Annotated in this window: 17 protein-coding genes; 4 read left to right on the forward strand and 13 right to left on the reverse strand. The window is 30.2% G+C overall.

Annotation, left to right across the window (positions count from 1 at the left end):
• Nucleotides 1–10 precede the first annotated feature (10 nt).
• Together KO500_RS04520 and KO500_RS04525 are read left to right on the forward strand one after the other, a co-directional pair.
• Nucleotides 11–1,855 (forward strand): PAS domain-containing sensor histidine kinase, encoded by a 1,845-nt coding sequence (locus KO500_RS04520; RefSeq protein ID WP_215955310.1) that lies wholly within the window; start codon nt 11–13, stop codon nt 1,853–1,855.
• 7 nt (nt 1,856–1,862) lie between these two features.
• A complete protein-coding gene (locus KO500_RS04525; RefSeq protein ID WP_303487793.1) occupies nt 1,863–2,276 on the forward strand; it encodes a response regulator in 414 nt (137 codons plus the stop codon).
• On the opposite strand, the gene KO500_RS04530 is transcribed toward KO500_RS04525, so the two are convergent.
• Nucleotides 2,266–3,567: a DUF5689 domain-containing protein gene (locus tag KO500_RS04530; protein WP_303487795.1), complete on the reverse strand. Its 1,302-nt coding sequence runs from the start codon at nt 3,565–3,567 to the stop codon at nt 2,266–2,268. The genes KO500_RS04525 and KO500_RS04530 overlap by 11 nt on opposite strands.
• 69 nt (nt 3,568–3,636) lie before the next feature.
• Nucleotides 3,637–6,366 (reverse strand): TonB-dependent receptor, encoded by a 2,730-nt coding sequence (locus tag KO500_RS04535; protein ID WP_215955312.1) that lies wholly within the window; start codon nt 6,364–6,366, stop codon nt 3,637–3,639.
• Nucleotides 6,367–6,464: 98 nt separating this feature from the next.
• Between KO500_RS04535 and KO500_RS04540 the strand changes: the two genes are divergently transcribed.
• Nucleotides 6,465–7,508, forward strand: coding sequence for an endonuclease/exonuclease/phosphatase family protein (locus KO500_RS04540; protein WP_215955313.1), 1,044 nt, complete (start codon nt 6,465–6,467; stop codon nt 7,506–7,508).
• Between the two features lie 36 nt (nt 7,509–7,544).
• Here the strand turns inward: KO500_RS04540 and KO500_RS04545 are convergent, their stop codons facing one another.
• From KO500_RS04545 to uvrC, 8 genes are all read right to left on the reverse strand, one after another.
• The gene (locus KO500_RS04545) at nt 7,545–7,985 is read right to left on the reverse strand and encodes a hypothetical protein (RefSeq protein ID WP_215955622.1); all 441 of its coding nucleotides are present in this window, start codon (nt 7,983–7,985) and stop codon (nt 7,545–7,547) included.
• 96 nt (nt 7,986–8,081) lie between these two features.
• Nucleotides 8,082–10,688 carry a TonB-dependent receptor gene (locus KO500_RS04550; RefSeq protein WP_215955314.1) on the reverse strand — a complete coding sequence of 869 codons (2,607 nt, stop codon included), beginning with the start codon at nt 10,686–10,688 and terminating at the stop codon, nt 8,082–8,084.
• A gap of 170 nt (nt 10,689–10,858) precedes the next feature.
• Nucleotides 10,859–12,496 (reverse strand): glucose-6-phosphate isomerase, encoded by a 1,638-nt coding sequence (pgi, locus tag KO500_RS04555; protein ID WP_215955315.1) that lies wholly within the window; start codon nt 12,494–12,496, stop codon nt 10,859–10,861.
• Complete coding sequence (locus KO500_RS04560) at nt 12,497–13,765, reverse strand: peptidoglycan DD-metalloendopeptidase family protein (RefSeq protein WP_215955316.1); 1,269 nt, start codon at nt 13,763–13,765, stop codon at nt 12,497–12,499.
• Nucleotides 13,766–13,771: 6 nt separating this feature from the next.
• On the reverse strand, nt 13,772–14,737 hold the full coding sequence (locus tag KO500_RS04565) for a tryptophan 2,3-dioxygenase family protein (protein WP_215955317.1): 966 nt from the start codon (nt 14,735–14,737) through the stop codon (nt 13,772–13,774).
• Between the two features lie 132 nt (nt 14,738–14,869).
• Nucleotides 14,870–15,643, reverse strand: coding sequence for a DUF3108 domain-containing protein (locus KO500_RS04570; RefSeq protein ID WP_215955318.1), 774 nt, complete (start codon nt 15,641–15,643; stop codon nt 14,870–14,872).
• A 418-nt stretch (nt 15,644–16,061) separates the two neighbouring features.
• Nucleotides 16,062–18,320 (reverse strand): patatin-like phospholipase family protein, encoded by a 2,259-nt coding sequence (locus tag KO500_RS04575; protein WP_215955319.1) that lies wholly within the window; start codon nt 18,318–18,320, stop codon nt 16,062–16,064.
• Nucleotides 18,321–18,334: 14 nt separating this feature from the next.
• The gene (uvrC, locus tag KO500_RS04580) at nt 18,335–20,122 is read right to left on the reverse strand and encodes an excinuclease ABC subunit UvrC (RefSeq protein ID WP_215955320.1); all 1,788 of its coding nucleotides are present in this window, start codon (nt 20,120–20,122) and stop codon (nt 18,335–18,337) included.
• Nucleotides 20,123–20,655: 533 nt separating this feature from the next.
• Between uvrC and KO500_RS04585 the strand changes: the two genes are divergently transcribed.
• Nucleotides 20,656–21,216 carry a 5-formyltetrahydrofolate cyclo-ligase gene (locus tag KO500_RS04585; RefSeq protein WP_215955321.1) on the forward strand — a complete coding sequence of 187 codons (561 nt, stop codon included), beginning with the start codon at nt 20,656–20,658 and terminating at the stop codon, nt 21,214–21,216.
• Here the strand turns inward: KO500_RS04585 and KO500_RS04590 are convergent.
• From KO500_RS04590 to KO500_RS04600, 3 genes are all read right to left on the reverse strand, one after another.
• Nucleotides 21,204–21,848 (reverse strand): lipoprotein signal peptidase, encoded by a 645-nt coding sequence (locus KO500_RS04590; protein WP_215955322.1) that lies wholly within the window; start codon nt 21,846–21,848, stop codon nt 21,204–21,206. The two genes, KO500_RS04585 and KO500_RS04590, sit on opposite strands and share 13 nt — an antisense overlap.
• 34 nt (nt 21,849–21,882) lie before the next feature.
• Nucleotides 21,883–22,500, reverse strand: a complete 618-nt coding sequence (locus KO500_RS04595) for a hypothetical protein (protein ID WP_215955323.1) — start codon at nt 22,498–22,500, stop codon at nt 21,883–21,885.
• Nucleotides 22,501–22,597: 97 nt separating this feature from the next.
• Nucleotides 22,598–22,978 carry a TraR/DksA family transcriptional regulator gene (locus KO500_RS04600; RefSeq protein WP_215955324.1) on the reverse strand — a complete coding sequence of 127 codons (381 nt, stop codon included), beginning with the start codon at nt 22,976–22,978 and terminating at the stop codon, nt 22,598–22,600.

The following is a 22,978-nucleotide window of genomic DNA, read 5'->3' on the forward strand; positions in this document are numbered from 1 at the left end:
AAATGCCAAAATGAAAGTCTCAGAAACCTTCTCACATCTTAATAAAGATGAAGCATTTGTTAAAAATGCAACATCACCAATTGCTATACTAGATGAAAATCTCAATTTTTTATCATGCTCAAAAAAATGGGAGTCAGTATATAAAACACCTTTAAATTCTATTTTAGGGGAAAATTTTTTTGAAGCTATGCCAAATTTCCCAAAATGCTTTCAAGAAAAATTAGCAGGTGCTATCAATGGTGAAAGTCAAATTTCAAATGGAAAAAGTATCCAATTGAATAATGGCCAGCCTGTTTGTGTAAAATATAATATAAGGCCTCGCGTTTCAAACAAAAGAATTACTGGAGTAATAGCAGAATTAACAATGACAGAATCTAACAACATGGAAAGTTTGTTAGATGATGCTCAAAAAGTTGCTCGAACGGGAGCTTGGGAAGTTGATCTTAAAACCAATAAAGTTCTTTGGACTAAAATGGTAAATATTATTCACGAAGTAGAACCAGGTTACACTCCAAGCACTTATGAAGAATGCTTTGAGCATTTTAAGGAAGGAGAGTATCGTAATAAAATTTATGAAGCAGCTAACAGAGCAGTAAATGAAAACATTCCTTGGGACGAAGAGGTAATAATGATTACTGCCAAAGGAAAAGAGATTTGGATTAGAACAAAAGGCCAAGCTGAGTTTATAGATGGACAATGTGTTAGAATTTATGGTATATGCCAAGATATAAACGAATTTAAGTTAGAAGAATTAAAATATAGAGAAGCAGCTGAACAACTAAAGAGAGCTGTAACTGTATCAAAAGTTGCCACTTGGGAATTTCATTTAAACGATAAACTTGCGATATGGGATGACACTTGTTTTGAACTTCACAACATTGATAAAAACAATTACAACGGTAGTCTATTTGCAAGATGGAAAAAATCTATTCATCCTGATGATGTTGATGTTATTGAAAACTTATTTACGGAGTATAAAAATGAAATAACATCAAAAACCAATACAATTCATTACAGGGTTTTATTTCCTAATAATCAAGTGCGAACATTAAAGGCTACGCTAACATTTATTTCTGAAATTGACAGTAAAACATACAAAGCTGTTGGTGTTTGTGTTGATGTAACAAAGGAAAAAATAGCAGAAAAAAAACTTAAACAATACGCCAATATTACCAGTGAGCAAAACAATAATTTGACCAATTTTGCTCATATGGTTTCACATGATTTAAGAGCACATTCTACCAATCTATCTGTATTAACTAGATTACTTCTTGATGAAAAAAATGAAGACCAGAAAACACAAATTTTAGCAATGTTAAAAAGTGCTACAGATAGTTTAAACAGTACTGTTTACAATTTAAATGAGGTTACACAATCAAGTGATACTACAAATATTGAAGAGAAATTATCACAAGTAAATCTTTTAAAAGTATTACAAAATGTCAAAAACAATATTAGCTTAAAATTCAATAAGAAAGAAGCAACAAGTATTTTTGATGTTCCGCCAAATGTAGAAGTTACCGTTGTTCCTGCTTATTTAGATAGTATTTTATTAAATTTATTCTCAAATAGCCTTAATTATAGTGCACCCCAACGTAAACCAGTCATTACAGTAAAATCAAAAACTTATGGTAATAAGACAAAAATTGATTTTATAGACAATGGTAGGGGTATCGATTTAAATGTTGCGGGAAAAAATATCTTTGGAATGAATAAAACTTTTCATCGTAATAAAGATGCAAGAGGCGTTGGCCTTTATATTACAAAAAATCAAGTTGAGGCTATGGGTGGCAATATTTCTGTAACTAGCAAAATAGATGTTGGTACAACATTCACTATTACATTAAACAAATAATTAAATTGTGGAAAAAAATCATAAGCTTATTTATTTTATAGATGACGACCCTATTATAGTTTTTATTTCTAAAAAATTAATGGCTGAAATAGATTACAGCCAAGAAATTAAGGAGTTTGATAATGGAAAATCAGCAATTGAAGCACTAATTACTGCTAGCGAAAAAGACCAACAAATACCCGCTATTATATTTGTAGATCTAAGCATGCCTATAATGAACGGGTGGGAGTTTTTAGAAAATTTTCAAAAAGCAAAAATTAAAAACAAAGAAAATATAACCATAGTTGTACTTAGCTCATCTATTAGTGCTTCTGAAATTGAAATGGTAAAAGGTTATCCTATTGTTCAAGATTATATTGTAAAACCCATTACTCCTGCCGATTTAAATAAAATAAATAGCAGTATAAAAATCAACGAATAGTTGGCGTATAACCATCTGGTGCATTTTGTGGCAAATTTATGGTGCCTGAATCTCCAGTGTCATTATATATTTCCCATTCGGCAAAGGTGTATATGGGGTTTGATTTGGTAACAGCTTCCTTTCTAAATGCTCTACCATCTTCAAATTCATGGTTTGTACCAGAACCATCTTCACCTACAATGCCAAAAATATCTATTAATTTTCCAAATGGATCAACAAGCGTTATATTATCATCTCCATTTGAATCTGCAGCACTACCTGTATTACCCTCTAAATTTGCCGTAACACCATAAACTGTATTAAATACAATACTATCCGTAGCAACAACAAAAGTACTTTTAGGTGCAATAAATTGACCTGTTAAGTTTATACTAGAACCTACTTCTAAATTAGCATTTGTATATCTATTTAAAGTCCAGCCTTTTAAACTTAAGGTGTCTTCACTGGTATTATAGAGTTCTATAAACCTAGCATCTGCATTGTTATTAGGGTCGGCAATTTCTGAAATGAATATCTCGTCAGATGTAAATTCATCAATTACATCTTCACAACGATCATTATTAAAATTAATATCATTTAAATCTCGGATAATCAAATAGTAATTTAAATTTTCTTTGTGTAAGATTCCTTTAACCTCCCCACTTCCATCTGGTAATTGCATCGCTTGAAAATCAGAATAACCACTGTTCAATAACTCAAGTTGATTATCGTCACAGTCAATTAGGCTTCTTGTAGTTTCTTCTGTTTCTATAGCAAAAGGTTGGCCAACCTCCTCTAAAACGAACTCTGTATTATCAAATGACACCAGCGTATTCACATAAGCATCTATTGATTCACTTAAAGATAATTTTGTTGGCTCTAAAACCTCTTCAGCATCACACATCACAAAAATATGTTCATCAATAACTGTAGCAGGTAATCTACCAACAGAAGCATTACCAAAGGCACTAAACACTCCACCCAAAGAATAAATTCCATTACTCTGACCTAAATACAAACCTTTTAGCTTTATGCTAATTTTTGTACCTATTGGATAAAATAAATAAGTATCTCGAAGATCAATTTCTATTTGAAAACCTGCAGTTGGATCACTAGCCTTATCCTGAAAATGAAGCACACTGTAAAAATTACCAGCTTCATCTGAAGAAATTACATACCCTTCAATAATTAAATCTTCTTGTATTTGAATAGTTTCATTTACATACAAACTTTTCACAATATCATATGTTGTATTTACACCTACATCATCTATACAATTTGGCTCTAAATTTTTAAAACTACGATCTTTCACACAAGAGCTTATGCATAGTAAAATACAAATGACATAAATAAAAAGTTGATATTTTTTAAAACCCATACTTTATAGACTTATTGAAAAATTTAAAAAATATGTGCGACCGTAACCATACCAATACTTGGGTGCAAATGATGGCCTACCGCTTAAATTATCTTGTTTTAACTGACCGTAATTACCATTTCTACTTTGTTCATACCCACCAGTTCTAAATACAGCATCAAAAACATTACTTACACTAGCAAAAACACTAATATATTTACCATTTTTCAACCAAGATTTACCACCTACAACATTTAAAAGGTAAAAATTATCTAATGATTTTTGAGCAAGTAAAGCATTTACATTTTCTTCAGTTGCATCTGCAAAGTTTTGACCAGTTTCAGGATCTATATAAAAACTTCGTGTACGAGTTATGGTTGATATATTTGCGTAATTATTGGCTAGATAATTAGCGGTTAGCCCTGCCCACCAATATTTTGGGTCACGGTAATTTATACCTAATGCGAATGCTTTTTGTGGGCCTTGAGCAAGTTTATAATCTTTAATTTTTGCTTCACCTAAAGCTATAGCTCCCTCTAAATTAATCAGGTCTTCTTCAGCACCTGACGTATCAAAATTAATGGTGACTGAGGGGTTGTTCGCATACACGTATTTACCAACAGCCGCTACTGCAGTTAATTGAACCGCTGGTGATAATTGATATTCTAACCCAAGTTCTGTTCCCATATGTAGTTTATCTAAACCCGTAAGTACTTCTTGAACAAAATCTGAACCTACACCTGTATCAACAAAAAAGAAATTAATATCTGTAGTGTTTTGAAAACGGGTGTAAAAACTTGTAAATCTTCCTGTAAGTTTTGGAAATCTTAAAAAATAAGATGCATCAATTGTTGTTATTTTTTCAGAAGTTAAATCAGGTACCGTTAAATTATTTTCTCTAGGATTTATAAATACATTTTGCAAGGTTGGTGCTAAATTTAAGATTGCTCCATTTGCTTGCAACCAATTTCGACCATTTAATTTATAGGTAAGCCCTGTCTTAATTCCGTAATCTGAAAATTTAATTTTATCACTTTTACCTAATGAGTTATCAATAAAACGTTCATTTTGGTATAAACCATCTCTTTGATGATTAGTGTTTTTATAATTTACACTTAAAAATACTTTCCATTTATTAAGCTCATATTTAAATTGAACAAATGCATTATTTTCATTTGAACGTATAGTGTAATTATAATTAAATATGTCATTTTCAGTTTTATTTATTTCACTATTTATATCGTTCAACGTATTAGAAAAAGTATCAATATCTTCATGATAATCTGCTCCTAACAAATCATTTATTAAGGCGTAGTTTTTAGATTTTAATTTTCGGTATGATAAACCAAAATCTAATGAAATTTGATTATTGAAAGTAAAATTACCAACTGTGCTTAATGAAGTTTTAGTATCTTTTATTACATCATCATACAAAACATAAGCCGCTTTTTCTCGGCTATTTGCGGTATAAATATGATTCCAATTTAATTGAGGGTTTTTAATAAAACCAACTTTAGCAGTGTTTGCACTCAAAAAATTAGCACCTAACGAACTATTTAAATAAAAACTAGGTAAGTAACGGTAATAAGTTGGGTCAGGATTTGGAGCATCATAGTAACCCAATCGACTTCTGGTATTCTCTCCTGTTTGATATGAAACTCCTGTAGTTAATGTTAGCTTATCTGTTTCAAAAAAGTGATTAAACATTACTATTGGCTCTGCAATTTTTCGCTCTCTTGAATTTCTAATTTTGCCGTTTTGGATACCCCAATAAGGATTGTATTTATTACCAACCAAATTAAATACTTCTTCTGTAATTGCTGATGATCTTCCTCTACGGTTCGATGCCAACATACTTGTAAACAAGAAACTATTTTTATCATTAATCTTATATTCTAAAGCTCCAAAAAATGAATAAGCATCATATAACGTACCTGAAATATATCCTTCTTTTGACCATCTTCTTGAACCAGAAATACTATATGCTAATCCTTTTTTACTAATTGGAGCAGTATAAGTTGCCATAATTCTGGCACCATAGGTTCTATTTGATGCAGATGATGACAACCGCAAACCAGAGCGCATTTTAGAGGGCCTAGTATCAATATTCGTAACACCCAGTACCCCTCCAAAACTATATACTGAAGCTTGTAGGCCATTAGTAAATTGCTGATTTCTGGTTACATCATTTAACCCTCCCCAATTATTCCACTGAGGTCTACCATCATAGAATTTATTCATTTCTGTGCCATTAATCAATACTTTACTTTGTTTAGAATCGTAACCACGAACTCTAAAAAATGCTTGTCCAAAATCAAAAGCTGCTTTGTTTAGAAAAATATCTCTTGTAGCTTGCAATAAACCAGCACTGTTTGAACTAACTTCATCATCATGCAATTCTGCATCAGTAAGTGTTATTAGATTATCGTTTTTTTCTATCGATATATCTCGGCCTAAATAAATAACACCGAGCTCAATCAAATTTTCATCGATAAATACAGGAATTCTTTTTGTAGTATAATCAGAAAGTGAAATGATTAATATTTGTTCCTCTACGAGCTTTGTTTTTAATGCAAAAGCTCCTTGTTCATTATTTTTAAAGATGGTTAAATCATTCTCTAAATTGATAGAAACATTTTTTAAAATTTCTTTAGATTGTGCATCCCGAATTTCACCCAATATTATGGATGTTGATTGTGCAAATAATACATTAATATGAAATGTAAGACAGTAAAAAACGATTATATATCGCATGCAGAATGGTTAGTTCAATGGCAATATACATAAAATTTAACTTTTTTTTAAGAAATTGATGTAATATATGTAGTTTTATAAAGAAAATTCTGCTAGAAATGAAACTGACATTTATACTATTCTCCTTTTTATTCACCATTCATTTAATGGCTCAAGAAAAAACATATCAAATAAGAACGATTGCTTTTTATAATGTTGAAAATCTTTTTGACACTAAAAATGATAGTTTAACTTTTGATGACGATAGAACTCCTGAGGGAAAAGACCATTGGACCGAAGAACGTTTTAATAGAAAAATTAAAACAATATCAAAAGTTATTTCTGAAATAGGAGCAGAAAAAACAAAAACATCACCAGATATTATTGGCATCTGTGAGGTTGAAAATCAACAAGTGGTTGAAGCTTTAATAAATCATGAAAATTTAAGACATAAAAACTACGGGATTATACATTTTGATTCACCTGATGAACGAGGAATTGATGTAGCGTTACTGTATAAGAAAGAAGCTTTTATACCTAGTTCTTTTAAAAGTCACAGATTATTATTATCAAATGCCGATGGGTTTAGAGATTATACGCGTGATCAATTAGTGGTTGGTGGCTATTTAGATGATGAACAGTTTTATTTTATTGTGAATCATTGGCCATCAAGAAGTGGAGGAGAAGCACGAAGCAAACCTAATAGAATTGCAGCTGCAAAACTAAACAAGCGAATTATAGATTCTATAGTAAAAACAGATGCCAATGCAAAAATTATAAGTATGGGGGACTTAAATGATGATCCCACTAGTGATAGTTTAAAAAAGATATTAAGAACAAAAGGTAGGCGGAAAAAATTAGAAGAAAATGATTTATTTAATCCTATGGAACGATTATATAAAAAAGGAATTGGCTCGTTAGCTTACAGAGATAAATGGAATTTATTCGATCAATTATTTTTCACAAACACTTTACTTTCTAAAAATAGAGAAACCTATACTTTCTGGAAAGCTAATGTCTTCAATCCTCCTTATTTATTAGATACAAAAGGGAGATATAAAGGTTACCCATTACGAACTTATGCAGGTGGAAGTTATGTTGGTGGATATAGTGATCATTTTCCTGTTTATATGTATATCATAAAAGAAAAAAGAGCCCAATAATAGACTCTTTTTATAGTATTCAAATAGTATAATAGTTTAAGAGAACCATTGTCCCCATGGAATTCTACTTAAAAAAAGAATTAAACCTATGCCGTAAAATATAGCGATAGATTTAAACTTTTTATCGCCTTCCATAAATTTTTTATGTCTTGACCAACCCACTGTAATCAAAGCTACTGCTATAATATTTATAAATGGATGCTCTACAGCTAACAACCTTGTTGCAGAAGGCATACCCGACATACCTAGCTCCATTATAGCGTTGTAACCTTTTGGTGAAACAAAATATAATATTACACCAACAGTTAACTGTAAATGAGATAGAATAAGTGCAAAAAGGCTAATTCTAAAATCTTTTTCTAAATTAAAAATTCTTTTTGACTTTAATCCTGATACAGCATTAACAATTGCAATTACTAAAATTGCCAATACAGCATAAGCAAAAAAGGAGTGTAAGTTATAAATTATCTCGTACATATGTTTCATATTTTTAATTGTCAAAAATACTAAAATTTCAGCATAAAAAAACCCTGCCATTTAGCAGGGTTTTGAAAATTTATTTATAAGTTTTAATTAAAACTTATAACGTAAACTTAAGTTCCAAGTAGTTCCATAACCAAAATAAACTTCATTATTTGTATTTAATCCTTGGAATGTTTCAGTGCCATCTTCAACAAATTCTGCAGTTCCTGATTCAGAAATATATTCAGTATTCAAAACATTATTTACATTCATTCTAATGTTTAAAGACTTATTTTTTTCTTCACCTAATAACATTGTATAAGTCACACCTGCATCTAAAAGACCAAATGAAGGTAATTCTAAATTTTCTTTAATAGCTCCAACATCAGCATATAAATTATCATAAAATCTATAATCCGAATCAATAGATAGGTTATTAATTATTTGATAGTCTAATCCTAAACCTGCAGTAAATTGAGCAGCATTACCAACTTTACCTCCATCAACATCAGAAGTTTCAACACTTAATACATTTCTATCTTCATCTCTTGTTGTTGTTTGTGCATCACCTACGTATTTCCAATCACCTATTGATAAGAAACCGTTAATCTTTAAATTATTTGTAGGCATACCTGTAAAGTCTAATTCAATACCTTGGTGTAATTGCTCAACACCTTCATCAGTTTCATAAATTAACTCTCCAGTGTCATCATCTGTTTCACTTGAAGATGTTACTCTATCTTTCCAAGAAGTTCTATATAAATTTAAATTTGCTTTAAATCCTGGAGTAGCAAATGAATAACCAGCCTCAAAACCTAATATTTTTTCATTTTCAGTTAAAGGGTTAACTTCATTTGTATAGTTTAGATATATATTATCATGGTATGGTTGACGTGAATAATAACCTGCATTCACATACACTTTATTAGAGTCATTAATAACATAGCTAGAACCTCCTTTAATATTAAATCCAAAATTATTTATTTTCTCAGATTCTTCTTCAGATTCAATATAATTAAATCTATCCCATCTTACGTGAGATTGGTTAGATATAGCTCCTTGAAAAAATGCTGAAAAATTATCTGTTCCGTATTCTATCTGAGAGAACAAACCTCCATAGTTAATTCTTTCATCGTAATCATAAGCAATTCTTTCATCTTCATCTGCAAAATTACCTAATGAAGACCAAGGTGAAGCTTTAAATGTACTAGATACAATATAGGTATCAGAATATTGTGCACTAATTCCGCCTTCATCAAAACCACTCAATCCTAAAAGATTTACTAATTGTCTAAAATGAGTTCCTTTATACGTTCTTAAGTCAGCTCCAACATTAAAAGTTAAGTTCTCTGATAATTCTGTCTCATAATTACTAACTATTCCATACCAAGCATGATTATTCATACTAGCCCTAAGTGCAGAACCAGTATAAGTAGCTCCATTACCTATGCCATCATCAACAGTTGAATTATAATCCACAACGTTATCCCAGTTGATAAGACCATCATCATCATTAACACCTCCATCTATATAAGAAGGACCGTTTCCATAACTTCCAGTTCCACCACCTCGACCCCAAGATGCGTATAAAACAGTAGATAAACTAGACTTATCACTAATAGTCCAATCCCAGTTAAGGTTTGCAACTGGTTTATGATAAAAATTTCTTCTTTGAGATAAATAACTACCATTTAAATAACCGTAATTCCCATTATATCTTTTACCATACTCTAAATATTCTGATATTGCTTTAGTATAGTTTTGATCATGCCATTGAGGAGCTCCAGTAATTAAAAAGTTTAAATTATGCTTTTCATTTACTTTATACCCAAATGAGATAAAATAATTTTGCCCTTCTCCAAAAGTACCATCATTGTATCCATCTCCTTGCCAGTGAGTAAACATTACACTAACACCAAAGCCTTTTTTACTTATTCCTGAATTATAACCTACTGTAGTTTTCAAATAATTATCGTTTGCAATACCTGCATAAGCAAAACCACCTTCTCTCATTTCAGTGGTTTTAGTCACAAAGTTTACTGTTCCACCAACTGAAGAAATTGCAAGTTTCGAAGACCCTAATCCCCTTTGAATTTGTACCGCTTTAGCAATGTCTGTTAAACCAGACCAGTTAGACCAATACATTAAACCATCTTCCATTCCGTTAATTGGTTGACCATTTAATAAGAACGCAGTATTATCTTGTTCAAAACCACGAACAGAAATACTAGAATCACCAAATCCTCCTGACTGCCCTGTTACGTAAACAGATGGTGTATTCACCATTGTCATTGTGATGTCTTGAGTACCAATTTTTTCTTGAATAACAGATGCTGGAATAGTAGATACTGCTATTGGAGTTTGACGGTCATCTGCCAAATCAATTAGTCCTCCTCCAACAACTACAATTTCTCCAAGTTCTTCTGAGTTAGATTCTAAAGAAATATTACCAATATTTCCTGTTTTTGTAAAAGATACTTTTTTACTTACATAACCAATGTAAGATACCACTAACGTTCCTTCACCTGAAGCAACCTCTATAGTAAATTTACCATCAAAATCTGTCGCAACACCATTAGATGTTCCTTGAACCATTACATTTGCACCTGGTAATGGATCACCCATATCTCCATCGACAATTGTACCGGTAATTGTTCCTTGTGAAAAAGCAATTGCTGTCGTTAAAAACGCAAAAATTGCGAAATACATTTTTCTCATTTTCTAAATGTTTTAGTTTTAGTTTTCGTTTGCAAAAGTGTAGCTTTAATTACACTTGAACATTAACAAAACGTTAAATAATTATAGTTAAATTTAACTTAAAAACCATTACTAAACACTTATAGAACCTAGATTTTATATATTTCCTTAAGAAATAATATTATTGACAATTATTTCTTAAAATTTTGCAAAAGATTCAACGTAGAGGAATCGTGATTACTAATTTGTGAAGCCTCAATATCTGTTAAAACTGTAGTTGCAAGCTGTTTTCCTAGCTCCACACCCCATTGATCATAGCTAAAAATATTCCAAATTATACCTTGAACAAATATTTTATGTTCGTACAAGGCAATAAGTGAACCTAAACTTTTTGGGGTAAGTTTTTCAATGAGAATGGTGTTTGTGGGATTATTCCCGTTAAAAATTTTAAACGGAATTAACGCTTCCATTTCCTCAGCTCCCATTCCTTTTTTAGAAAGTTCATCTCTGACTTCTTTTTCCGTTTTACCGTTCATTAAAGCTTCGGTTTGTGCAAAAAAGTTAGCCATTAATTTGTTATGATGATCAATATCACCATGTAGTGATTTTTTAAACCCTATAAAGTCTGTTGGTATGATTTTTGTTCCTTGGTGAATTAATTGAAAAAATGCATGTTGTGAATTGGTTCCTGGTTCACCCCAAATAATAGTTCCCGTTTGATAGTCTACTGGATTCCCTGCTCTATCTACACTTTTACCATTACTTTCCATAATACCTTGTTGTAAATAAGCCGAAAAACGACTTAAATATTGTGTATAAGGAATAATAGCTTCAGTTTCTGCCCCATAAAAATTATTGTACCAAACACTCACTAATGCTAATACAACTGGAATATTATTTTCAAATTCTGAAGTTTTAAAGTGCTCATCCATTTCATTAGCACCTGATAATAAATCATTAAAATTATCATATCCAACAGCTAAAGCTATTGATAAACCTACAGCACTCCATAAAGAAAAACGACCTCCAACCCAGTCCCACATTGGGAAAACATTTTCAGAAGCAATACCAAATGCTGCTATTTTTTCTGTGTTTGTTGATACCGCTGCAAAATGTTTAGCAACATCTTCTTGAGTTCCGTGCTTTAAAAACCACTTTTTTATAGTCGTAGCATTACTTAAAGTTTCTTGAGTTGTAAATGTCTTTGAAACTACTACAAATAATGTCGTTTCTGGGTCAAGACCCTTTAATGTTTCATATACATGATCACCATCAACATTACTAACAAAATGCATTGTTAAATGATTCTCATAAAACTTTAATGCTTGTGCTACCATTGCAGGCCCTAAGTCTGAACCACCTATACCAATATTTACTACATCGGTAAATGCTTTACCTGTATATCCTTTTTTTTCTCCTGAAATAATAGCTTCAGTAAAAGTTTTTATTTTTTCTTTTACCTCAAATACTTCAGGCATTACATTTTCACCATCAACTAAAACAGTATCACTTTCTTTAGCTCTTAAAGCTGTATGCAAAACAGCTCTACCTTCTGTTTTATTAATTATATCACCATCAAAATATTTTTGAATAGCATCTTTCAAGTTCAACTCTTCAGCTAACTCTTGCAACAAGTCTAAAGTTTCATTAGATATTCTATTTTTAGAATAATCAACTAAAAAGTCATTCCATTTAATAGATAAGTTTTCAGCTCTATTCGAATCTGCATTAAACAAACTTTTAAGTTCTTCAGCATTTGTTTTTTCAAAATGAGCAGTTAATTTTTTCCAGGCTTGAGTTGTTGTTGGGTTGGTGCTTTGTAGTGACATTTAATTTTCTGTTATTAATTGTTCGTCTATTTCAGTTATTGGATACGCTATACTATCTAGTTTAGATTTTATAGGTGCTATATGTTTTAGATAATCTGTTTTTAAAGAATCTGCTATAGGGTCAGCAACAGGTAACTTTTCTCTTAATGGGTCTACCTGTTTACCATTTTTCCAAAAACGGTAACATACATGTGGACCACCTGAATTACCGGTCATTCCTATCCAACCGATAACATCACCTTGCTTAACGTACTGCCCCTTTTTTACATTTTGGGCTTTCATATGCAGGTACTGTGTACTATACGTTCCGTTATGTTTTATTTTAACAAACTTACCGTTACCACCACGACGAGTAGACTCTATAACTGTTCCACTTGCTGTTGCCAAAATTGGTGTACCCAGTGGTGCTGCATAATCCGTTCCTTTATGTGGTCGGACTTTATAACCGTAATAAGCAATTCTTCTATTTAAATTGTATCGTGATGATATTCTACTAAATTCAACTGGAGCTTTTAAGAAAGCTCTTCTTAAATTTTTTGCTTCATCATCATAATATTCTGTAATATTTTTAAGTGAATCTATTTGATAAGCAAAACTATAGAATGTTTCACCATTATGCTCAAAATACGCAGCCTCGATTGGTTCTGCCCCAGCATAAATAGTATCGTTAATATATTTTTCTTTATAAATTACTTTAAACTTATCGCCTTTTTGAAGTCTGAAAAAATCAATTGACCATGCATAAATTTCTGATAAATTATTAGTTACCATATAATCAATACCCTGATCATTAATTGCTGTTGACAGGTTTGAAGTAACAACACCCGATGCAACTCTCTCAACATACTTGACATTTTTTTTGCTTTTATATGCAGTTACAGAATCACGTAAATCAACAACTGTATAATTTATTTTATCATTTTCATAAATAAAGTATTGAGCAATTTCAGAGGTGTCTTTAGATTTTAAAATTGCGTATGGTTTACCAATACGAATTCTACGAACATCAAATGTATCTTTTAAATCTGTTGAAACTTTAAATATCTTTTGGTAATCAACTTTATTTGTTAACATTAAGTCGCCAAAGCTATCACCACTTCTTATGGTATCTTTTAAAACATTAAAATTATCCAAATTAAAGCCGTAAGCTTCATTAACAATTGGAGCTTCAATAACTTCTACCTTTTCAATATCTTTTTTATCTGCTTGCTTTTCGCCACAAGCAACAAATAAAAATCCACTTAATATTAGTAAATAAAACTTCTGCATTCTCTATTATAAACTTTTTTCAGGGTTAAAGATATGGTCTATCCATTGTTTTCCCCAATCATTTAACTCATCTTTAGTGTATAGTTCTGGAAAAAATATTACTTTTTGAAAACTTGGCGGTAAATAGTCTTTCCAATTTGTTCCACCTGTGGAGTCATATGTTTTTTTCTCTTTTGACAAATATTTATATGCGGAACCCATATGCATTAAGGGCCAATTAATATTTGCATTACTATCTAAATCTTTTAAAGCTTTTTTTAAAGTTTCATTTTCTTGATCTTTTAATGACAAATTCTGGTACTTAGCATAAATAGTGTTGTTTTCTACTTGCTTTGCTATTCTAATTAAACGTGGTGTATAACGGTACTCAAATTGTTTAAGTGTTAATGTTTTTTCACCCGTTTTTAAATCTGTTGCTCCTTTTTTCCAATAAATATGCTCATACAAATCTTCAATTTCATCTTTTGAAGAAAATTGTTCTCGCTCTGTATAATGCACTAAATTTTTCATTGGTGTAGAGTACAGTTCTATCATCCTATATTGAGCGGATTGAAAACCACTAGCAGGAAGCAATGCCATTCTATATTGTAAAAATTGCTCACGCTCCATTCCATTTATCATTACACTAAATGAGGAAATCAATACTTTAAAATAACTATTGATACGTCTTGCCTTTTCTATAAAAAAATCAACATCTTGAGTTTTGTCATCAACTAACTGTTTTTGCTCATGCAAAATCAATTTAAAATACAGCTCTGTAATTTGATGATACATGATGAAGATTTCTTCATCAGGGAAATGTGTTCTTGGTATTTGTAAGCTAAGTAATGTATCTAAATGAATATAATCCCAATAAGTTAGATATTTTGAATATAGGAGTCCATCTAAATAAGCACCTAAATCTTGGCCTGAATTTTTATATTTCTCTTCTAGTTTAGAGATTTGTAAATCAATATCGTTTTTATTTTTCAAAAGGAAAAAAATTTAATTAACTGACTGGGGAAAACACACTAACAAAAATAGTGTAAAGAATTAAGATAGAATTAAATCTAATCTCTTACTTTGTTGCAGCTAAAACAATATTCATTATTAGGGCAATAATAATTAGTCCATTATTATTTTAAATTGATTTTTTAAACCATTGTAACCATCTAAGTCTGCTTTAATAGAACCAACTGCAATATCTGCTTTGATTCTAACTGGAATTTTATTTTTATCATTAGAAACCCATAATGACAAACTTTCTTCTTCTTTAAAAACTCTGCCAGACTGAACGTAAGGTCTAAACTTTAGACATTCGACTTTTCCGTATTTAGTTTTTAGAATCTCTTTACCTAGGTATTTTAGCTTAAACGGAAAAACACCATCATCATCAAATAACATATCTAATTGTATAAAGTCATTTTTTGTCAAGTCTGAGATTTCATATTTGTTTCTGATATAGTAAAAAGCTGAGATTAAATCTTGAACACCTGTTTGAATGTCAAAATTCATTTTCTTGTCATTCTTTTTATCATTTAAAACAGCTAATTTTTTTTGATGATTAAAATTTATTTCAACGTCTTTAGTATAACCACCTTCATTTATTTTTCTAATAAACTTATATGGGTGACCATTTGCTGGGTTTATATAACTTTGATAAACATCATCAACCCTAAAAAAAGCTCTAGCTAAGCCTGTAGTTTTGCCTTCACCGTGAATTTTGTACACATTCTTTCCATCTAATTTATCAGTAGTTACATGCAATGTAGCTTCACTAGCATTAAAAATTCCGTAATGAATTCTAAACTTCAACCACTCACCTGTTTTATACGCCTTTTCTTGCGCAGAAAGCGAAATAGTGAAAATTACAAGAAATATTGTTATAAAATTTTTCATTCCGTATGAATTTTGTTTTGCAACCATACTATAGTAAAAATACTAAAAATCACTTTCACCACGTATACTTTACATTTAGTTAAACAAAATTTATTCCAAAGTATTGCTTTACTTTAATATTTCATGAATTTTAAGCACAAAAAAAGCCCAGTGTTTTCACTGGGCTTTCCCTAAATAACCAACCAAACTTTAAATTATGAAAAACCAATACTTAAAGTTATAAGGGAACCACCCCTTATTTGACCTCAAAGTTAATACAAAGGATTTGTTTAGAAATTAGTTTTAACGGACTTTAACTATACTCTTAACAGTATTTTATAGTTGTATCTTTAAAATTAATAAATGCTTAAGAAAATTAAGTTTTTTCAAACACAAATAAGACTTAAAAAGTCCTAATAATAAAATCTCAAAACAAATATTAAAACCAATAACCTACACTAAAAAAGATATTATTACTATCACGCTCTGGAGACCATGTGTAAATGACTTGAACAGGACCAATAAAAGATTCCCAACCACAACCTACACCATAACCTGAATATGTTGGTAATGTGAACCACTCTCCCGTTCTATAAAGATCATCATCAACATTTGCGAAATTTAAAGACATTAACAAATGTGCTTTGTTTGATACCTCATAATCAAAACTAGCATATGATTTAATATAACTATTGCCCGGTATATTTATAAAATCATATCCTAAAAAAGGAATAAAATTATTTATTTGTCTTGCGCCAAAACCACCCAACATAAAGTCAAAAGATGTAACCGGCGAAGTACCTAACTTAAAACCTCCTTCAGTTTCTATATTTAATGATAAATTTTTCATTATTGGAAAAGCAACACCTACCTTACCTTGAGTTATTGAAAAATCTTTAAAATTATTATTAAAATCTGAAGACGCAATATAGTAATGTATATCACCCTCTATATACAAGCCTTTAGTGGGAAAATATTTATCATCATAAGTATCTAGTAACACCTGAGCGAATCCATTAAAAAAGTTACTTTTCTCAAAATATGTTTTACCATCTTCTGTATTTGTTTCTATAGTTTCATCTTCATTGTCACTTAATGTATCTGTGCTATACTTTAAAAATTTGTGTTCAGCCCCTATAGTAAAAGCAAATTCCTCTTTTAAAACGGTTTGCAAATAAAATTGATTTGTTACATCTGTAATATCAATATCAATCTCATTAATAGTTGGTGCCTCTGGTATGTCATAATTAGATTCTAAAACAGAATAAGGCACATCATAACTAAAGTCAACATAACTAGAATTAAAGCCTATACTCCAATAGGTACCTTTATCAATATAATACTCTAAATTGTACCTAATATTATCACCCAAAATCAAATCAAAAGACCCTACATCATCATCAAAAAACACATTCTTTTTTGTTAGATTTAATATTGCAGCACTTTTTAAAAAGTTATCATAGTGTAAACCAGCTTTCAAAAAAGTTTTTGTCGAATTTTCTCTTAATTTTATATCAAGATTAGTTTTATCTTCTTCAGAATTCAAATAATATCTAATAGTTTTGAAATTACCTGTAGCTGATAAATTACTAATTCCTTGTGATAATTTTTCAAATGTGATTTCATCATCAGGTGACACCCTCAATTTTCCTTTTACATAACCTCTTGAATAATTATCACTCCCCTCAATTATTAGATCATTTATAATTAAATTTTCTACTTCTTTAATATTCTTTTTTGGTCTAATGTCTGCATTTTGCTTTTTGGCTAATTCTAGTAATGCAGCAATTTTTTTACGTGCTGCAACTTCTCCTTTGTCAATTATTTCATCGGTCAACCCAAAATCTATCACAGAATATTTTTCCATATCTGGCTTAATATAAATATCTGTTTTCTTAGACTTTTCTACCATATCAGCCACGGTACGATAGTTATTTATCTGTAGTAAAATTTCAGTTGCAGAAGAAAGTGTTTCTCTATTTGACAACCCATGCTGAACATCAACACCAATAATCACATCTGCACCCATTTTTTTTACGCCATCTACAGGGTAATTATTTACAACACCACCATCAATTAGAACATTACCATCTATTTCAGTAGGCTCAAAAAGAGAAGGAAATGTACCGCTAGCCATAATAGCTTCAGGCAAATACCCCTTATCTAAAACAACCGGATCACCTGTTTCAACATTGGTAGCAACGCAAAAGAAAGGTATTGGCAACTCATTAAAATCATTTATATCTTTAACATGATACAAAAATTTCACTAAAATATTATACACACTTTGCCCTCTTGAAATTGCAGAAGGGAATGAGACTTTGAACTTATTAAATGGAAGTGTAAGCGCGTATCGCTCAGAATCTTCTTTCTCATAAAACGTTTTTGCATTACGCGGTAGTTCGTCTTGAATAAGTTTATTAAAATCCGTAACTTTAAATATAGAGTCTAACTGATGTGCAGAATAACCCGCAGCATATAATGCACCAACTATGGCACCCATGCTTGTACCCCCAATATAATCAATTTTAATACCCGCTTCTTCAATTACTTTTAAAGCTCCTATATGCGCAAAACCTTTAGCTCCACCACCACTTAACACTAAACCAACTTTAAGGTCTTCGTTTTTTTTAAGTTCTTGAGCTTGAACTAAGAAAAAAGGAAAAAGTACTATTAAAAAATAAAGTTTTTTACACATTAAAATTTGACTTACTAATGAAACGTTTCATATATTTTTTTTGCTCTCGACATACCTATTGTAGATGCTAAATTTTCTAAAGATTCATTTTTAATTCTTTTGACAGATTTAAACTTTTTCAATAATTCTTCTATTGTTTTTTGACCAATACCCTCAATATTTTCCAACTCAGAATTGATAGCTCCAATACTTCTCTTTTGTCTATGAAAAGTAATCCCAAAGCGATGTGCTTCGTTTCTTAATTGTTGAATAATTTTTAATGTTTCTGATTTCTTATCTAAATATAATGGAATTGAATCACCTGGGAAATAAATCTCCTCTAAACGTTTCGCAATTCCGATAATAGCAATTTTTCCACGCAAACCCAAAACATCTAAACTTTTTAATGCTGAAGACAATTGACCCTTTCCACCATCAATCACAATAAGTTGTGGTAATGGTTGCTCTTCTTCTAACAGTCTTTTATATCTTCTAAAAACCACCTCTTGCATAGACGCAAAATCATCAGGACCTACAACTGTTTTTATATTATAATGCCTATAATCCTTTTTTGATGGTTTTCCATTTTTAAAAACAACACAAGCTGCTACTGGGTTTGTACCTTGTATATTTGAATTATCAAAGCACTCAATATGCGTAGGCTCTTCAGACAAATGAAGATCTTTTTTCATTTGCCCCATAAGTCTTTTTGTGTGCCTATCAGGATCAATTATTTTGATTTGATTAAAACGCTCTTGCCTAAATAATTTTGCATTACGCTCAGAAAGCTCTAAAATTCGTTTTTTATCTCCTAACTTAGGTATTGTAATTTTAACTTCTGCAGCTACATCTACTTTAAAAGGAACAAATATTTCTCGTGATAATGATTTAAATCTTTGGCGTATTTCCACTATTGCTAAAGCCAATAATTCCTCATCAGTTTCATCTAATTTCTTTTTTAATTCTAAGGTATGCGACCTTATAATTGACCCGTGAGATAATTGCAGAAAATTTACATACGCAAAAGCATCATCAGAAATAATTGAGAAAACATCAACATTATTAATTCTAGGATTTACAATTGTAGTCTTCACTTGATAGTTTTCTAAAACATCAAGCTTTTCTTTGATATCTTGAGCTTCTTCAAATTTCATATCTGAAGCCAACACTGTCATTTGTTTTTTAAAATATTGTATTGATGATTTGAAATTACCCTTTAAAATCTCTCGAATTTCACTAATCTGCCTTTGATATTCTTCTAAAGATTGATAATCTTCACAAGGGCCTTTACAATTTTTTAAATGATACTCTAAACAAACTTTAAACTTGCCTTCATCAATTTTTTCTTGTGACAAATCATAGTTACAAGTACGAAGCGGGTAAACACTTTTAATTAAATCTAAAAGTGTACGAACCGTTTTCATATTCGTATAAGGACCAAAATATTCTGATCCGTCTTTTATAAGTTTACGGGTATAAAAGACACGTGAAAAACGTTCTTTTTTAATGCAAATCCACGGATATGATTTATCATCTTTTAATAAAACATTATACCTTGGCTTGTATTTTTTTATAAGATTATTTTCAAGCAACAAAGCATCAGATTCCGTAGGAACATTAATATGCTTAACACTTTTAATTTTTTTTACAAGAACACGGGTTTTACCAACTTCATGATTTTTAGTAAAATACGAAGTAACTCTTTTTTTTAAATTTTTTGCTTTACCTACATAAAGTATTTTTTCATCAATGTCGAAAAATTGATAAACTCCAGGTGTTTCTGGTAACGTACTAAGCTGTAATTGTAATGAAGGTTCTTGCATTAAATTATCTATGAATCATCAAAAAAAATAAATACGGTTAAAATACTGTCTTTTTACAAAACACTATAATTTTTCACAAATATTAACGCTTAATTGACTTAATTAATAACAACAAACAAAATCAACACCAAACAACACTCACAAATTGTGAAGGTGAAATTTGTGAATTTTATTTTTAAACACACATAAATTTAAGTAATTACTAATTTTAAGCTTTAAAATTAGTAAATTTTCATCATTAAAAAATTATTCAACAACCAAATATAAACTATTGATTTACAGAAATTTATATACACAGTAAACAAATCACCAAGAATCACCTGATTAAAAATTATGCATTTCATCGATAAAATATGACAATAAACGACTTGTACTGATTTTTTATTTACATTTATAATCGAAAACATTTAACATAAACATTATGGAAAACTACATCATAACTTTAGGAGCATATCTAACATCAATGTTATTGTTTAAAATATATGTTACAGTTACTACAAAAAAATAATTGTATTATTTAACTTAGGGTTTATATGAATAAAAAAGACCTAAGAATACATTATACCAAACGAAGAAAAATTCTATCATCAGATCAAATTTCAGATCTAAGTCTGGATATCTCCAACCAAATTTTACAATTACCTATATGGAATTTAAGTTATTACCATATATTCCTGAGTATTGTAGAAAAAAAAGAAGTTGACACCAATTACATACTTTCAATACTACAGGGTAAAGACAAGAATGTCATTCTTTCTAAAATGATTAATCCACATGAGTTACAACACTTTCTATTAACAGATAGCACACTGATTAAAACAAATAAATGGAATGTTCCTGAACCAGTAGAAGGTATTGAAATAGAAACAAAAAAAATTGAAGTTGTATTTATTCCACTTTTAGCTTTTGACCGCTCTGGAAATAGAGTTGGTTACGGAAAAGGGTATTATGATAGGTTTTTAAATGCTTGTAATAATGATGTTATAAAAATAGGACTGTCTTTTTTTGAAGCTACTGATTGTATTGATGATATTTTACCTACTGATATTCCATTAAACTATTGTGTTACACCAAAAGAAATTTATTCTTTTTGATGTTCATCTTCAGGTCTTGTAAAAGCTTTTTTATTAAAAACTAATAGAATACCAACACCCGTACTAATTGCCATATCTGCTATATTGAAAACAGGTTCAAAAAAGCTAAACGTTTTTCCTCCTAAAAAAGGAATCCAATCTGGCCAAACAGTATTTTCAATAAATGGAAAATGAAGCATATCTACAACTTTACCATGAAACATACTTCCATATGGCTGATCTGTAAATGCACTAGCTATAGCACCACCATAAGTACTTTCACTAAAAATTAAACCGTAAAAAACAGAGTCTAAAATATTCCCTAATGCACCGGCAAAAATTAAAGCAACAGCAATTGAAAGTGTTTTTGGCAAGCCTTTAACCACTGTATCGTATAACCAATATCCAATACCTGCTACTGCAAACAAACGAAATACCGTAAGGATTAGTTTTCCTGATTCATCTGAAATTGGCAAAAAATCGCTCAACTTAGTCCCCCAAGCAGCTCCTGAGTTTTCAATAAAAACTAACTTAAACCAAGAAAAAACCTCAACAGTTTCATTATAAGTAAAATGAGTTTTTACATATATTTTGCTAACTTGATCAACTAGTAATATAATTGCTACTAGTAGTAACGATTTTTTTAAATTCATGCTTTCTTAAATAACAGGCGTAAAAATAACCATATTAATTGATTTTATGAATATAGATATTACCTGTTATTGTACTCAAATCATATTGCAGATTACTTACCGGTAATTTATCGGAGAAAATTTCTCCGTATTTAGCTATTGTATTAAATTTTCCTGACTTAGCGTGTACTTCAATTGTACCACTATGTGTTTTAACAAATGCTCTATTTTTTACAGCATTAAGTACGCAACGACCATCATTTAATGCTATATTTATATTTTTATACATACCCTTTGCCGTAACATTAGCATCAGTACCGTAAATAGTCACATCTAAATTTTCAGGAACGGTAATTTTTAAAGCAATTGAAACCACTTTATGGGCACTCAATTTATCATTCGGAATTTCAAAATTCGCATTAAAACTTGTTTCAACTAACAATGTTTTATCTTCTTCATGAATATTTAAAGAAAGATTATTACTGTATTCTCCAGCCATTTTAGCTTCAACAATAATTTTATTGCTTTTAGCTGTTTCAATTTTAACATCAAAACAATTATCAGCATTGACAAGTATTGAAGTTTCATTAGGATTTATTATTGTTTTTTGAACAATTTTTTGGGCATTTACAGACCATGTGAAAAAAAACAAAACAATAATAAAATATCTCATATTATAAAATATAAGTAAAAAAAAATAAAGACCTATAGCTATACAACCCTACGGTATTTGTATCTCAAATAGGTCTTAAATAATTTAGAAAAATATATTACTGCATATTCTTAGCCTCAATACTAAGTGTTGCATGCGGTACTAATTTTAAACGTTCTTTATTTATAAGTTTACCAGTAACTCTACAAATACCATAAGTTTTGTTTTCAATACGAAGCATTGCATTTTTCAAATCACGAATAAATTTTTCTTGACGAATAGCTAATTGTGTATTTGCTTCTTTACTCATCGTAGCCGAACCTTCTTCAAAAGCTTTAAATGTCGGCGATGTATCATCGGTACCATTATTACCATCATTCATGTAAGAACTTTTTAAAAGCTCTAAATGACTCTTTGCTTTTTCAATCTTATCTGAAATAAGCACTTTAAATTCTGCTAAATCTTTATCAGAGTATCTAATTTTTAAATCTTCAACCAT

Source organism: Cellulophaga baltica, from assembly GCF_018861125.1.
GTDB classification, from domain to species: domain Bacteria; phylum Bacteroidota; class Bacteroidia; order Flavobacteriales; family Flavobacteriaceae; genus Cellulophaga; species Cellulophaga baltica_A.